This window comes from Pseudomonas hygromyciniae, assembly GCF_016925675.1.
Lineage (GTDB): Bacteria > Pseudomonadota > Gammaproteobacteria > Pseudomonadales > Pseudomonadaceae > Aquipseudomonas > Aquipseudomonas hygromyciniae.
This window is the reverse complement of the sequence record NZ_CP070506.1, coordinates 4,427,824-4,441,223: the sequence shown is the minus strand read 5'-3', so window position 1 is coordinate 4,441,223 and position 13,400 is coordinate 4,427,824. Positions and strand designations below refer to the sequence as shown.

The window sequence follows — 13,400 nt, the reverse complement described above, 5'->3', positions numbered from 1 at the left end:
CATCACCAAACCGACATTAACGTGCGCATGCGCTATTTTTCTGCGCTTTTGTGCCGTGCTTTGCAGTACTCTTGGCCCCAGCTTCCCCGCCAGAGGGAAGTTCATTGCGTTATTTACCTGCCTCGCGTGTAAACCATCGTTCACTTCCCCTGTGGGATTTTTCAGTGAGGTTTAGCATGCGCATCACTTCAGAACTCATCTGCCAGGCCGCCGACCAACTCAACGGCTTTGTCGGCCTGAACCGCAAGACCGGCCAGTACATCGTACGTTTCAGCGAAGACTCGTTCGGCATGGACGTCGCCGACGACGGCATCATCCCCACCAGCGAGTTCGTCTGGCAGCCCGCAGCCGACCAGGCCATGACCCTGTCCCGCGAGCACATCCAACTGCTGCTGGACCAGAACATCGATGACCGGATCAACATCACTGAACCACTGCGTGTGTACATGCGTCGGGTGGAGATCCCCCAGATCAGTGCAGTGCGCAGCCTGGTCGGTTGACCCCTTGTGGGAGCTGACTTGCCAGCGATGGCGCCAGTAAGAACGCCCCGGTGCCTACAACCCCACCCGGTCATTGGCAAACATACTCACCGCCCGCACGGCATCACTGGTGCCTTCGCGGATCTGCAGGATTACCGTGCCGGCCTGGTTGGCCAGGTCCACGCCTTGGGCGGCGCGCTCGCGGGTGTTGTCCATGCTGTCGATGGCTTGGCGGGTTTCGCTCTGGATCATCTCGATCATGCTCGAAATCTCCGCCGTGGAGCCGCTGGTGCGGGCGGCCAGTTGCCTGACTTCATCGGCGACCACCGCAAACCCGCGGCCCTGGTCACCTGCGCGTGCGGCTTCAATGGCGGCATTCAAGGCCAGTAAGTTGGTCTGATCGGCGATCGCGCGAATGGTGTTGACGATGGTGGTGATCTGCTGCGAGCGCTCGCCCAACTTGGCGATCAGACTGGATGAGCTTTCAATGTCGGCGGCAATGTCATGGATACCGCTGGCGGTCTGCTGAATCACCTCGGCGCCTTTTTCGGCGATCTCCCGGGTCTGCAGGGAGATGTGATAGGCCTGGGTGGCGCTTTGGGCGTCTTCGGCGTGTTTTTCCACCATGGCGGTGACGTCGGACGCGAACTTCACAATCTTGCACAAGCGGCCGCTGGCGTCGTACACCGGGTTGTAGTTGGCTTCCAGCCACAGCGTCTGGCCGGCGTGGGTGATGCGCTCGAACTGGCCGCTGAACAACTCACCCTGGTTCAGCCGGTGCCAGAAGTCGCTGTATTCCTGGCTGTTGGCCAGCTCCGGTTTGCAGAACAGGCGATGATGCTTGCCCTGGATCTGCGCCAGGCTGTAACCCAGGCGCTGGAGGAAGTTCTGGTTGGCGGTAATGATGCTGCCGTCGAGGTTGAACTCGATCACCGCCATGGCCCGGTCAATCGCCTCGAGCTTGGCATTGGCTTCGCTTTCGGCCTGCATCCTGGCGCTAACGTCCAGGGCATACTTGACGATTTTCACCACTCGGCCGGCCTGGTCGCGCACCGGGTTGTAGCTGGCCTCCAGCCACACCGAATGGCCATCGGCAGCGACCCGCTCGAAGGTGCCCGACTGGAACTGGCCATTGCGCAGTTGCGTCCATAATTGGCCGTAATCGGCACTGCGGGCAAACGCCTGGGTGCAGAACAGGCGATGGGGTTGGCCGACGACTTGATCCGCGCGGTAGCCCATGGTTTTGAGGAAGTTGTCATTGGCGCGCAGTACGTTGCCTTGCAGATCGAACTCGATCACGGCCATGGAGCGCTCGATGGCATCCAGCAGGCCGGCTTGTTGGCTGACCGTTTCTTGCAGGGTGGTGATGGTCTTTTTATGGGCAGTAAATAGCATGGTCGCGGGCTCAGTGATGCACAGTGCAAGGATGTATCCATGGTTGCGCTTGCCCACCGTGTAGCCCCAGGCCCACGGCGGACGTGCTCATTGCCGGCTTCCTTTCTACCGGCAGACAGTACAGGTAAGAGCTCTGAGTCATGTGCCCCGGGGGAAGTTCTATTCAGGCGGAACGGGCGACCAGTGATTCAGCGACCGTCACCCGATTGCGTCCAGTGCCCTTGGCTGCGTACAGCGCCTTGTCCGCTGCATTGAGCCACATATGTGCCTGGGTGAATTGCGCTTGGTACGCCGCCAGGCCAATGCTCAGGCTGACCCGCAGTTCCGGAGCTTGCGGGTCGCGGTAGCGGCTGAACATTTCCCGCAGGCGCTCCATTACATAGCTGGCCTGTTCCAGCGGGACGTCTGGGAGGATCACGCAGAATTCGTCGCCGCCATATCGGCCAGTCAGGTCATTTTCCCGCACGTTGCGCTGCAATTCCTTGCTCAGTTGTCGCAGCACGCGGTCACCGACGATGTGGCCATAGGCGTCGTTGATCTGCTTGAAGTGGTCTATATCGATCAGCGCAATGGTGGCCTCGGATTGTTGCTGCTGACACTTGTGGAACTTCAGTTGCAGCAGGTCTTTCCAGGAGCCGTGATTGAGCAGGCCGGTGAGGCTATCGGTACGGCTCAAGGCGCTCAGGGCACGCTTGTGTTCCGAAAGCTTGATGGCCAAACGATAACTGGCCATGCCGATGGCGACGGGATAGAGGATCAACATTGGCAGGCAGGCATACACCTGGATCAGGCCGACGTTGGGGTTGAATGAAGGGCCGAATATCAGCCAGGCGAGTGCCACGCCCACCAGTTGCGCGAGCATGCCCTGGACCATCAACCGCTTGCCGCCCGCCGCGACGTTGTGCATGGTCATCATCGCGAGGATGGTCACTGCGGTCAGTGGTGTGAATTGCGTGGCAGCGGCCCAGAAACCGCCGGACAGTGAGTCATAGAGCAGGTTGCGGCGCTCGGCCTGGTAGGGAAATGCCGAATGGCTCGATAGCTGGTACGCCAGGTGCGGCCAGATAAATGCGTTGAGCAGCCACAACGCCCAGATCCATCCGGGCATGGCCAACGGGTAAAGGGCGGCCAGCACGCAAATGCTGCCAATGCCCAGCCCGATAATGCGCGGCCGATAAATGCGCCGGGCAAACGACAGCCCTTTGCCTCGAAGGTTTTCCATAGATCCCTGCGTCAGTTTTTCTTTTTTTAAGTGGCGAAGGCGTACGTTATGAAAAGGTCATTTACGCCAGATGACAGGCGAATATTGTCAGTTATTTACGTAGGAATAATCAGTGTCCTTCCAAGCCATTTGCGTGGAGAACCAGAGGGATTGCAGCAAAAACGACCTGCATCGTCGTATTGCGACATGGGGCTTATCGGGGGCGGGGAGCAATCTCATAGCCGGCCAGGAACAGATCCATCGCCGATTCGATCACGTTGGCCTGGGTGGCCGCGTCCAGGGTGGGCTGGCCGAGGGTGATTTGCGGCCAGAAGGCGAACGCCTTGAGCATGCTTTGCACCTGATGGGCGGCAAAGCCCGGGTCGACGGGCTTGAGTCGCCCGTCTTCCTGGGCTGCACGCACCCAGAGAGTGAACCCCTGTTCGCGCGCGCTCAGGCGATTGACGATGTCCTGTGCGCGTTCCGGGCAATGGATGGTCGCGGCAATCGCCACTCGGGCCAGGTCGAGGAAGTTGGCGTCCGACATCATTTTCATCTTCGCTTCCAGCAATACCCGCAACTGGTCGCGCAGGGGTTGTTGGCTGCAGTAGCTGACATCCAGTTGCGCCACGCTGCTGGCCCACAGCTTATTCAGGATCTCGGTGAACAACTCCTCTTTGCTGGGGAAGTGGTTGTACACCGTACGCTTGGATACGCCGGCGGTGGCGGCGATCTTGTCCATGCTGGTGACCTCGAAGCCGTTTTCGCGAAACTCGGCAATGGCCGCTGCCAAGATGGCTTCGCGTTTACGGTCGGTGAGGCGTTGAGGTGCAGTCATGGGGGTTCGGCTCTGGGAGGAAAATTACACTCGGTAGTTTACTTGGTCCGGGTTTTGTTGCAATCTTGAAACTACACTGTGCAGTGTAGTTGTTGATCTGCATCAGCAGAACGTACTGGAGTCACTCTGTAATGGCCACGATCTCTAACCGTCTCGACACCACCTCGGCAGCGCTCAAGCCATCCGAGCAGCAGCTAGGTCAATTCAACAATCATGCGCCGGTCAACCGCGCAGGCTTTGGCAAGACCCTGCAGATTTTTTGGAAAATGCTTTTTCACAAGCCTCGCAGTACGCGGCCAGTAGGGGAGATTCCGGTACAGCGCCTGACGTGCGAACAACTGCTCAGCGCCCCGGATCACAGTGTCTACCGCCTGGGGCACTCCACTGTACTGCTGAAAATGCGCGGCAAGTTCTGGCTGACCGATCCGGTGTTCGCCGAGCGTGCTTCGCCTTTCAGTTGGGCGGGGCCCAAGCGCTTTCACCAGCCGCCTATAAGCCTTGACGATCTGCCGCCGATTGAGGCGGTGATTCTGTCGCACAACCATTACGACCACCTGGACCGCCAGGCCGTCGTGCAATTGGCCGCTAAGACCCGCTATTTTCTCGCACCGCTGGGCGTCGGTGACACCTTGATCAAGTGGGGGGTAGCGCCTGATAAGGTGCGGCAGCTGGATTGGTGGCAGGGCACTGAAGTGGATGGCATCCGTTTTGTCGCCACCCCAGCCCAGCACTTTTCCGGGCGTGGCCTGTTTGATGGCAACCAGACGCTGTGGGCGTCATGGGTGATGATCGATGGCGCCCGGCACATCTTTTTCAGCGGCGACACCGGCTATTTCGATGGCTTCAAGCGCATTGGCGAGCAGTACGGGCCATTTGACCTGACGCTGATGGAGACGGGTGCCTACAACGTCGATTGGCCCCATGTGCATATGCAGCCCGAACAAACCTTGCAGGCCCATATCGATCTCAAGGGGCGTTGGTTGCTGCCGATCCACAACGGCACCTTTGATCTGGCATTCCATGCCTGGCATGAGCCGTTCGACCGCATCATGGCCCTCGCTTGGGAGCGTAGTGTGTCGATTACCACGCCAGCCATGGGTCAGGCTTTCATGCTGGCTGCACCTGAGCGCGGACACGCCTGGTGGCTGGATGTCGAGGCCCAGGTGGCTGAACCGCTGGTGAGTTGAAGGTGCTTGTAACGTCCTGTCGGTAGAAGGGCTTTTCAAGGTGTTTCCGCCTTGAGATCTGACTGGAAAAGGATGCGATGATCCCGGGAAAATTATTTCCTGGGAGTGGGGTTGATGGAGGAAAAATGTAGGACCACGTTGTCGCCAGGTACTCCATGTTCCGTGGAGCTACCTTCGGCGCTCAACGCCTTTACTACAATGTCCTGTGCACCGGCTGGGTCGATGGAGCATGTGCCAGCTTCTCGCGGTGGTATTGAGTACCAGCCTGCTACAGCGTCTGCTGCCCAGGGGCCCAGGTTCGATATCCCGGGGCCGATGATGAAGGCCGTGCGTGATCCGTCGTTATCCCTCATTGCCCTAAGCGGCCTGGATCCCGTGGGGCCGGTCATGGTCGAAGTCCCACCCGTCATGGATAACAGCGCCACGAAATCCGCTCCTGCCCTGGCCGATTGGCGTATTGGTTTTGCCGACGAATACCTGCACAACGATGTACGTGAAGTGGTGGAGCACTCCAATGGATTTCTCCAGGCCTTGAAAGTGTTGAAGGCCGCCGGCGCTGAAGTGGTGCCAGTGTTGGCGCTGCTACCGGACTCCACTGCACATTTCACCCTGGCCTCCAATAACGAGATCGATCAGCGAGTGAGCGAGTATCGCCTTGACGCGCTGGTCTCCGACGGCCAAAGCCCAGCTTTCCACGGCTACTGCAAAACCGGGTACCCGGGTGTATGCCAGATATTCAATGACGATCTCCATGGCACCAAGGTCGTGCTCTGGTTCTACGGTGCCCGCTGGGCACGGGAATCACTGTCGGCCTTGATAAGGGCCTATCAACAGGCGATGCAGGCCCGCGCCGACATGCCCGAGAGGTGAACCTGCTGAGTGGCCAGTGGGCTTATGCGCCGTTGGGGTGAGGCGTGTTCGACGATGTCACGCCCAGCAGCCGTGCGATAAGGCTACGGCGACCCGGTTCGGCATCAGCCTGTGGCGCTTGGGAGCGGCGTCCACTCATACCCCACCCCGGCGCGAACCCCGGGAAAAACACCAGGCCTTCGTGCTCCAGGCGAAACGCCAGGGCGATGCGGATGGCGTCATCCACCTCATGATGGCTTTCAAAACGCTGTATGGCGTCCACCCCCACCCCGGCGTGGCGGGCCAGGTCTTCCCGGCTCCAGCCCAGTAGAGCGCGTGCCTGCACACTGTGCCGTGGGGTGAACTGCTGAAGGACGATTTGCTGATCTACGGTGGTGCTCACTGCCAGAGAGGACATGGGGTTTCTCCAGGATGTCGACGGGGGAGGACAAACTATACTGTGTTTTTGTACAGTTGTTTTGACCGTTCATCAACTGGATCACTTGCCGAATGGCCGACCCGTGTTTGGCGGGCGCTTCAGGTCATTTCTCCTCCAGCCCCGGCGCTTCGCGGATCAGCAGGTGGTCCAGGTTCTGGATATCGGCACTGAATACCCCGAATGTCTGCTCGGGGTTTTTCTTGCTCGGCACCTGTTTCAACTCCGGCGTCACGCCATAAAAAAAGCAATACAACGGGTGCTCACTGTCTACGGCGGCCTTGATCTGCTCCAGGAACGCCTTGCGCTTGCGGTAGTTCTCGATCAGCTTCTTGTTCAGGTACACGTTGACGGAGTAGGGCTTCTTGTCCAGCCACACCTTCTTTTCGAAGTCGATGCGAAAGCTGCTGGTGTAGTCCTTGATCGCCTTGATCCGGCCCCAATAGATCAAGCCTTTGTTGTCTTGCAGGTATTCGATCTTCTTGAAAAACGCCCAATAGGTCGCGGTCTGCTCACCGATCTTCAACGGCATGCCCTTGAGCTTGTCCCTGTCGTCAATGTTGGACACGTAGCATTCGACTGGGTGTGCGAAGACGCTGGTCTTGTCCGGTGTCGTTTCGCTGGCACTATGGGAAGCATTGGAGGTTATCGAAGGTTCTTTCGCCGGCGCCTGCGGGATAACGTCTGTGGCGCCTTGGATGGCTGTGTTGCGTTCGTACTGACGCCGAGTCAGCACAAACTCCGATGGGAAGTTCTCCTCGCGCCCATCCTCGGTTTCTCCTGCCAAGACCTTGCGACTGGCATAGCGGCAGCCGTCGATATGTCGGGTACTGGGCAGGTTCTTGAAATGCGGGGTGCGCAGGTAATTGACGTTCTTCCCATTGAACGTACCCAGCACATTGCCCGGCGCAAACGCCGCACGGCAGTTGTCGTCGGGGCACAGGAAGCTGTCCTTGTCGGAATCGAAGGCGGCGGTTTCGTCGAAATTCAGGTCGCGCACGTCATAGATCGACAGCTTTTCGTCCAGGCTCAGGCAATAGGCGGTGTCGAATTTCATCGCAGGCGGATCCGTGGGAAGGTGCGCTATTAATAGCGGGATCGCGGAGGTACTTCAAACATCCATCGGCACTCCACTGTGTAGGAGCCTGCTTACCCCTACAAGAGAGCGCCTACTATTACCGGGCTTTCAGCTTCGGCTTGCCACGGCGCTTGGCCGAATGAAAATGCCGCCAATGGGCATCCTGCGCCGCCGCCAGCAACTCGCGATCCCCGCGCGTGTCGCCCCAGGCCCTGAGCCGATAATCAGCCAAGTCGCCATAAATCGCCTCAAGGCGCAGCACCTTGTTCTCACAGCGGCAGTTGTTGCCCGTCAGGCGTCCACTCAACACCCCATCGACCACCTCGAGCTCGGTGCCGATCAGTTTGATCCCCAGTCGATCAGCAAAAGGCTGCAACACGATTGCCGGCGACGCCGAGCACAGCGTCACCTCGGCGCCGGAGCCAATCTCATCGGCCACCGACTGCAGGCCGGCAGGGCGCATCAGCTTGTTCCAGGAGGCCTTGCAGTACTCCTCGGCTTTCTGCTGGACCCAAGCCTTGTCCACGCCGGTCATAAAGGTGCGAATCAACTGGGCCTTGAGCTCATCCCGGCTCATCTGGCGCAACAAAAAGCGCAAGCCAGGCAATGCCAGCTTGAGCATCCGGCGGTTGAATTCCTGCTTGCCGAAAGCAAACTTGAGGAACGGTACAAAACTGTCGTGGCGGGTCAGAGTGCCGTCGAAGTCGAACACTGAGAGTACCTTGGCGCCCACGGGGCCGGCTTCTAGCATGTCTGGGTTCACGGGGTGGCCTCGGTCCTGTCTACTGTTTTTTTGAATGCATACGTTGCGGCCATCGCTGATGGCAATTGGGGTACAAGGCTACAGCATTGGAGATGGGATCCGAACCCTTCCGGGCCAGGTGCTTGAGGTGATGTACTTCAAGAAATGGCAAACCGCCCACTGTTGATGCGCTTTGACCGGCCCTCATAAAAAAAGCCCTGGGTGCGACCCCAGGGCTTTTTCATGTCGCGACTATGCGCCGATCAATCCCAGCTCAACGCCCCGCCAGTCTGATACTCGATCACGCGGGTCTCGAAGAAGTTCTTCTCTTTTTTCAAGTCCATGATCTCGCTCATCCACGGGAACGGGTTAGTCGTCCCTGGGTATTCTTCCTTCAAACCGATCTGCGACAGGCGACGGTTGGCGATGAACTTGAGGTAGTCCTCCATCATCGCCGCGTTCATGCCCAGCACGCCGCGCGGCATGGTGTCGCGTGCGTATTCGATCTCCAGTTGGGTCCCTTGCAGGATCATCTGGGTCGCTTCTTCCTTCATTTCGGCATCCCACAGGTGTGGGTTTTCGATTTTGATCTGGTTGATTACGTCGATGCCGAAGTTCAGGTGCATCGACTCATCGCGCAGGATGTACTGGAACTGCTCGGCCACGCCGGTCATTTTGTTGCGACGGCCCATGGACAGGATCTGGGTGAAGCCGCAATAGAAGAAGATACCTTCCAGCACGCAGTAGTAGGCGACCAGGTTGCGCAGCAGTTCCTTGTCGGTGTCGACGGTGCCGGTTTCGAACTTCGGATCGGAAATCGAGCGGGTGTATTTCAGGCCCCAGGCGGCTTTTTTAGCGACCGATGGGATCTCGTGGTACATGTTGAAGATCTCGCCTTCATCCATGGCCAGCGATTCGATGCAGTACTGGTAGGCGTGGGTGTGGATCGCCTCCTCGAAGGCCTGGCGCAGGATGTACTGGCGGCACTCCGGGTTGGTGATCAGGCGGTACACCGCCAGGACCAGGTTGTTGGCGACCAGGGAGTCGGCGGTGGAGAAGAAGCCCAGGTTGCGCATGACGATGCGACGTTCGTCGTCGGTCAGGCCTTCGGGGTTTTTCCACAGGGCGATGTCGGCGGTCATGTTGACCTCTTGCGGCATCCAGTGGTTGGCGCAGCCGTCGAGGTATTTCTGCCAGGCCCAGTCGTACTTGAAGGGCACGAGTTGGTTGAGGTCGGCGCGGCAGTTGATCATGCGCTTTTCGTCAACGGCGACACGGGCGGAAGCACCTTCAAGCTCGGCCAGGCCTTCGGCGATGTCGAGTTTGTCCAGGGCGGCCTTGGCCCGCACGATGGCGGCGGAGTCATTGGCGGTCACGGCGCGGGCTTCGATGGCAGCGGCAGCGCCGGCACCGTCGAGGCGGTCCATGTTGGCTTCGGTGGCGTGGCCGGCGTTGGCGCCTTTAGTGGCTACTTCGCCTTCTTCTTCTTTGTCGAATTCGTCCCAGCTCAGCATGACGTGTCGTCTCCTGCGTGAGGGCCAATGGTGCCCGTGTGAAACCGGATGGTTGGGTGTTCACACGGCCCAAGGGCCGCGGTGGATCTTTAAGGAATCGTTTGTTGCAACAGCTCGCGCAGGCATTAAACGGAATAGGGCTACGGGTACTCTGCATGAGGTCTGAGGGGCGGAGCGACTGTGTCGTACTCCTGCGGGGCCTCAGGTCTGGCTCGTTACCCCGTGTAAAGGGATATTGCAGGCCCGATTTACCCGCGCATTATAGGGAAAAATTTGGCTTTGTGTTGCGGCGGATAGCCTCAGCCGAGGGCCAAAATGAGGGTATTTCCGGCCGGGGTACGGGTTTACAAGGGTTTGCCGGGGTAGGATTTTTTTGACGGGCGGTGAGGTATTTTTGGAGCAGGGGGCAAGGCGAGGATTTTGCGGGTGATTCTTTGCCGCAAGGACAATTCCTTGCGGCGAACATTGTCAGGATAGGTTTTAACTAACTAAGTAATTATCCGTTAGAACAACCATTGCCCATGACTTTGTAATTAAGGATATGACGCTGGCCTTGGTGATCTTCATATTCCATGCGCGCTGGAACAACTTCGCAGACATTCGGAATGGAACTCATGGATACCACCTTGGCAATATCCAGGTCAGTGGAGTAGGTGTATTCCTCAACAACGGCGGTGCTCTGGCTGGCTACGTCAGTCGGGATCTCGTCGGCCAGGGCGGCGGTGGCGCACAGGCTGGCAAGGGCCATAACTAATAAAGCTTTCATTTCCAATTTACCTTTTTACAGTCGAAGGGGGTCACGGGGCCCTTGTGAGGCCACGTGTGTAACTTGAGTAGTGAGTTCGGATTAACGTGCCTTCGTGGGGGCTGCAACTTGGTTAATCACGGTGCCTTGTTGGCGAGGCTGATTTTAGGCGCCTGGGTTGCATTCATATACCCGTGCTTTTGATAAACACTATTGGTGGTTTTCGTAACAATCCACGACAGAGGTTTTTTTCCGTGTTGCAAAATGCGCTGCAGGCGCCGGGCCAGAGCGCTGCAAGGGGATATCAGGGTAATTTGTAGGGGCTTGTTACTACCATCGTCGAATGGTTCTATAGGCCTACCCCGGCTAAAACAGGGGCATACAACAACAACTATTGTCACCGAGGTAAGAAAGATGAGTGCGGCTTCCCTGTACCCCGTTCGCCCCGAAGTAGCAGCCAACACGCTGACCGACGAGGCGACCTACAAGGCCATGTACCAGCAGTCGGTGGTCAACCCCGACGGCTTCTGGCGCGAGCAAGCCAAGCGTCTTGACTGGATCAAGCCTTTCACCACGGTCAAGCAGACCTCGTTCGACGATCACCATGTCGATATCAAATGGTTCGCTGACGGCACCCTCAACGTTTCCTACAACTGCCTGGACCGTCACCTCGCCGAGCGTGGCGACCAGGCAGCGATTATCTGGGAGGGCGACGACCCTTCCGAGAGCCGCACCATCACCTACCGCGAACTGCATGAACAGGTCTGCAAATTCGCCAACGCCCTGCGTGGCCAGGATGTGCACCGCGGCGACGTGGTGACCATCTATATGCCAATGATCCCCGAAGCCGTGGTCGCCATGCTGGCCTGCACCCGCATCGGTGCGATCCACTCGGTAGTGTTTGGCGGCTTCTCCCCTGAGGCCCTGGCCGGCCGAATCATCGACTGCAAGTCCAAAGTGGTGATCACCGCCGACGAGGGCATTCGTGCTGGCAAGAAGGTGCCGCTCAAGGCCAATGTCGACGACGCCCTGACCAACCCGGAAACCAGCAGCATCCAGAAAGTCATCGTGTGCAAGCGCACCAATGGCCAGATCAAGTGGAACCAGCATCGCGACATCTGGTACGAAGACCTGATGAAAGTGGCGGGCACCGTCTGCGCGCCAAAAGAGATGGGCGCCGAAGAAGCGCTGTTCATCCTTTACACCTCCGGCTCCACCGGCAAGCCGAAGGGCGTGCAGCACACCACCGGCGGCTACCTGTTGTACGCGGCCCTGACCCACGAGCGCGTGTTCGACTACCGTCCGGGCGAAGTCTACTGGTGCACCGCCGACGTCGGCTGGGTCACTGGCCATACCTATATTGTCTACGGCCCGCTGGCCAATGGCGCGACCACCTTGCTGTTCGAAGGCGTGCCGAACTACCCGGACATTACCCGGGTGGGCAAGATCGTCGACAAGCACAAGGTCAATATCCTCTACACCGCGCCGACCGCGATCCGCGCGATGATGGCTTCTGGCACCGCCGCCTGCGAAGGCACCGATGGCAGCAGCCTGCGCCTGTTGGGTTCGGTGGGTGAGCCGATCAACCCGGAAGCATGGGACTGGTACTACAAGAACGTCGGCCAATCCCGTTGCCCGATTGTCGATACCTGGTGGCAGACCGAAACCGGTGCGACCCTGATGAGCCCATTGCCGGGCGCTCACGCGCTCAAGCCGGGTTCGGCGGCACGTCCATTCTTTGGCGTGGTGCCAGCGTTGGTGGACAACCTGGGCAACATCATCGAGGGCGCCGCCGAAGGCAACCTGGTGATCCTCGATTCGTGGCCGGGCCAGGCGCGTACGCTCTATGGCGACCATGACCGTTTCGTCGACACCTACTTCAAGACCTTCCGTGGCATGTACTTCACCGGCGACGGCGCCCGTCGCGATGAAGATGGCTACTGGTGGATCACGGGTCGCGTGGATGACGTGCTCAACGTTTCCGGGCACCGCATGGGTACCGCCGAAATTGAAAGCGCCATGGTTGCCCACCCGAAAGTCACCGAAGCCGCCGTGGTCGGCGTACCGCACGACATCAAGGGCCAGGGCATCTATGTGTATGTCACCCTGAAAAACGGTGAGGAGCCGACCGAAGCCCTGCGCCTGGAGCTGAAGAACTGGGTGCGCAAGGAGATCGGCCCGATTGCGTCGCCGGACGTGATCCAGTGGGCACCTGGTTTGCCGAAGACCCGTTCGGGGAAAATCATGCGCCGTATCCTGCGCAAGATTGCCACGGCCGAGTATGACGGGCTGGGGGATATCTCCACCCTGGCCGATCCAAGCGTGGTGCAGCATTTGATTGATACCCACAAGACCATGAACGTCGCGTAAGCGGGTTTATGGGACCAAGCCCCATTCGGCGTAGGCCGGGTGGGGCTTTTTTGTGGGAATTTGAATATGAAATAGGGTCGATGTGGGAGCTGGCTTGCCTGCGATAGCGGTGGGTCAGTTTCAAATGGGGTGGGGTGGCTGACAGACCGTTCCCTGCACCAAGCCAATAAATATCGGTTTATCTCGTAGGGCGTTTCCGAATGTTACCCAGCAGTGCAAATGTGTAACCTTGTGCCCAAACATGGGGCAAAGTGCTACATCAGTGCGGCGAAAACGCCCGATTTAGACGCCCGGCAAAATAAGATCAAACGCTACACTTGCCGGAATAGAAGGGTTTGCGAATAATAGGCCCGCAATTTGCAGCGTTAATAGGTTTTATATCTTTTGTCTCTGCATAAAAATCAGAGGCTGTCAATGTGTTGGGGTCGCTTTCTCGGTGCTTCTGTAAATTGTTGTCGCATTGAGGAAATATCGGCTTCCGGCCTGTCGTTAGAATGCCGATCACCCGCTCGTCGTCGCCGTGTTCAACTGGTGTAGGACGCAGCACCGCTATTCGGTTTCACTCA

At 58.5% G+C, this 13,400-nt stretch carries 11 protein-coding genes and 3 pseudogenes; 4 read left to right on the top strand and 10 right to left on the bottom strand.

Annotation, left to right across the window (positions count from 1 at the left end; genetic code table 11):
* Nucleotides 1-176 precede the first annotated feature (176 nt).
* The gene (locus JTY93_RS19800) at nucleotides 177-500 is read left to right on the top strand and encodes a DUF2025 family protein (protein ID WP_076962912.1); all 324 of its coding nucleotides are present in this window, start codon (nucleotides 177-179) and stop codon (nucleotides 498-500) included.
* Between the two features lie 54 nt (nucleotides 501-554).
* Here the strand turns inward: JTY93_RS19800 and JTY93_RS30040 are convergent.
* The 4 genes and pseudogenes from JTY93_RS30040 to JTY93_RS19785 all read right to left on the bottom strand — a co-directional run.
* Nucleotides 555-992, bottom strand: a pseudogene (locus JTY93_RS30040) (methyl-accepting chemotaxis protein); the annotation flags it as partial.
* Nucleotides 993-1,106: 114 nt separating this feature from the next.
* Nucleotides 1,107-1,874: pseudogene (locus tag JTY93_RS30035) on the bottom strand (PAS domain-containing protein); the annotation flags it as partial.
* 163 nt (nucleotides 1,875-2,037) lie between these two features.
* Complete coding sequence (locus JTY93_RS19790; RefSeq protein ID WP_205479974.1) at nucleotides 2,038-3,096, bottom strand: diguanylate cyclase; 1,059 nt, start codon at nucleotides 3,094-3,096, stop codon at nucleotides 2,038-2,040.
* 193 nt (nucleotides 3,097-3,289) lie between these two features.
* The gene (locus tag JTY93_RS19785; protein WP_205479976.1) at nucleotides 3,290-3,913 is read right to left on the bottom strand and encodes a TetR/AcrR family transcriptional regulator; all 624 of its coding nucleotides are present in this window, start codon (nucleotides 3,911-3,913) and stop codon (nucleotides 3,290-3,292) included.
* Nucleotides 3,914-4,044: 131 nt separating this feature from the next.
* On the opposite strand from JTY93_RS19785, the gene JTY93_RS19780 reads away from it, so the two are divergent.
* Together JTY93_RS19780 and JTY93_RS19775 are read left to right on the top strand one after the other, a co-directional pair.
* Nucleotides 4,045-5,100 (top strand): MBL fold metallo-hydrolase, encoded by a 1,056-nt coding sequence (locus JTY93_RS19780; protein WP_205479978.1) that lies wholly within the window; start codon nucleotides 4,045-4,047, stop codon nucleotides 5,098-5,100.
* A 231-nt stretch (nucleotides 5,101-5,331) separates the two neighbouring features.
* A complete protein-coding gene (locus JTY93_RS19775) occupies nucleotides 5,332-5,970 on the top strand; it encodes an amidase family protein (protein ID WP_205479980.1) in 639 nt (212 codons plus the stop codon).
* 22 nt (nucleotides 5,971-5,992) lie between these two features.
* Here the strand turns inward: JTY93_RS19775 and JTY93_RS19770 are convergent, their stop codons facing one another.
* The 6 genes and pseudogenes from JTY93_RS19770 to JTY93_RS19745 all read right to left on the bottom strand — a co-directional run bounded on the left by JTY93_RS19770 (nucleotide 5,993) and on the right by JTY93_RS19745 (nucleotide 10,485).
* A complete protein-coding gene (locus JTY93_RS19770) occupies nucleotides 5,993-6,367 on the bottom strand; it encodes a helix-turn-helix domain-containing protein (protein WP_205479982.1) in 375 nt (124 codons plus the stop codon).
* Nucleotides 6,368-6,491: 124 nt separating this feature from the next.
* Nucleotides 6,492-7,442, bottom strand: a complete 951-nt coding sequence (locus tag JTY93_RS19765; RefSeq protein WP_205479984.1) for a hypothetical protein — start codon at nucleotides 7,440-7,442, stop codon at nucleotides 6,492-6,494.
* Nucleotides 7,443-7,560: 118 nt separating this feature from the next.
* The gene (locus JTY93_RS19760; RefSeq protein ID WP_169999488.1) at nucleotides 7,561-8,214 is read right to left on the bottom strand and encodes an HAD-IB family hydrolase; all 654 of its coding nucleotides are present in this window, start codon (nucleotides 8,212-8,214) and stop codon (nucleotides 7,561-7,563) included.
* 31 nt (nucleotides 8,215-8,245) lie between these two features.
* A pseudogene (locus JTY93_RS19755) lies at nucleotides 8,246-8,380 on the bottom strand (HNH endonuclease); the annotation flags it as partial.
* 88 nt (nucleotides 8,381-8,468) lie between these two features.
* Entirely contained in the window at nucleotides 8,469-9,719 is a 1,251-nt protein-coding gene (locus JTY93_RS19750) for a ribonucleotide-diphosphate reductase subunit beta (RefSeq protein WP_205518901.1), read from the bottom strand.
* Between the two features lie 496 nt (nucleotides 9,720-10,215).
* Nucleotides 10,216-10,485: a DUF2790 domain-containing protein gene (locus tag JTY93_RS19745; protein WP_092237663.1), complete on the bottom strand. Its 270-nt coding sequence runs from the start codon at nucleotides 10,483-10,485 to the stop codon at nucleotides 10,216-10,218.
* Between the two features lie 393 nt (nucleotides 10,486-10,878).
* Between JTY93_RS19745 and acs the strand changes: the two genes are divergently transcribed.
* Entirely contained in the window at nucleotides 10,879-12,834 is a 1,956-nt protein-coding gene (acs, locus tag JTY93_RS19740; RefSeq protein ID WP_029294430.1) for an acetate--CoA ligase, read from the top strand.
* Nucleotides 12,835-13,400: the final 566 nt, after the last annotated feature.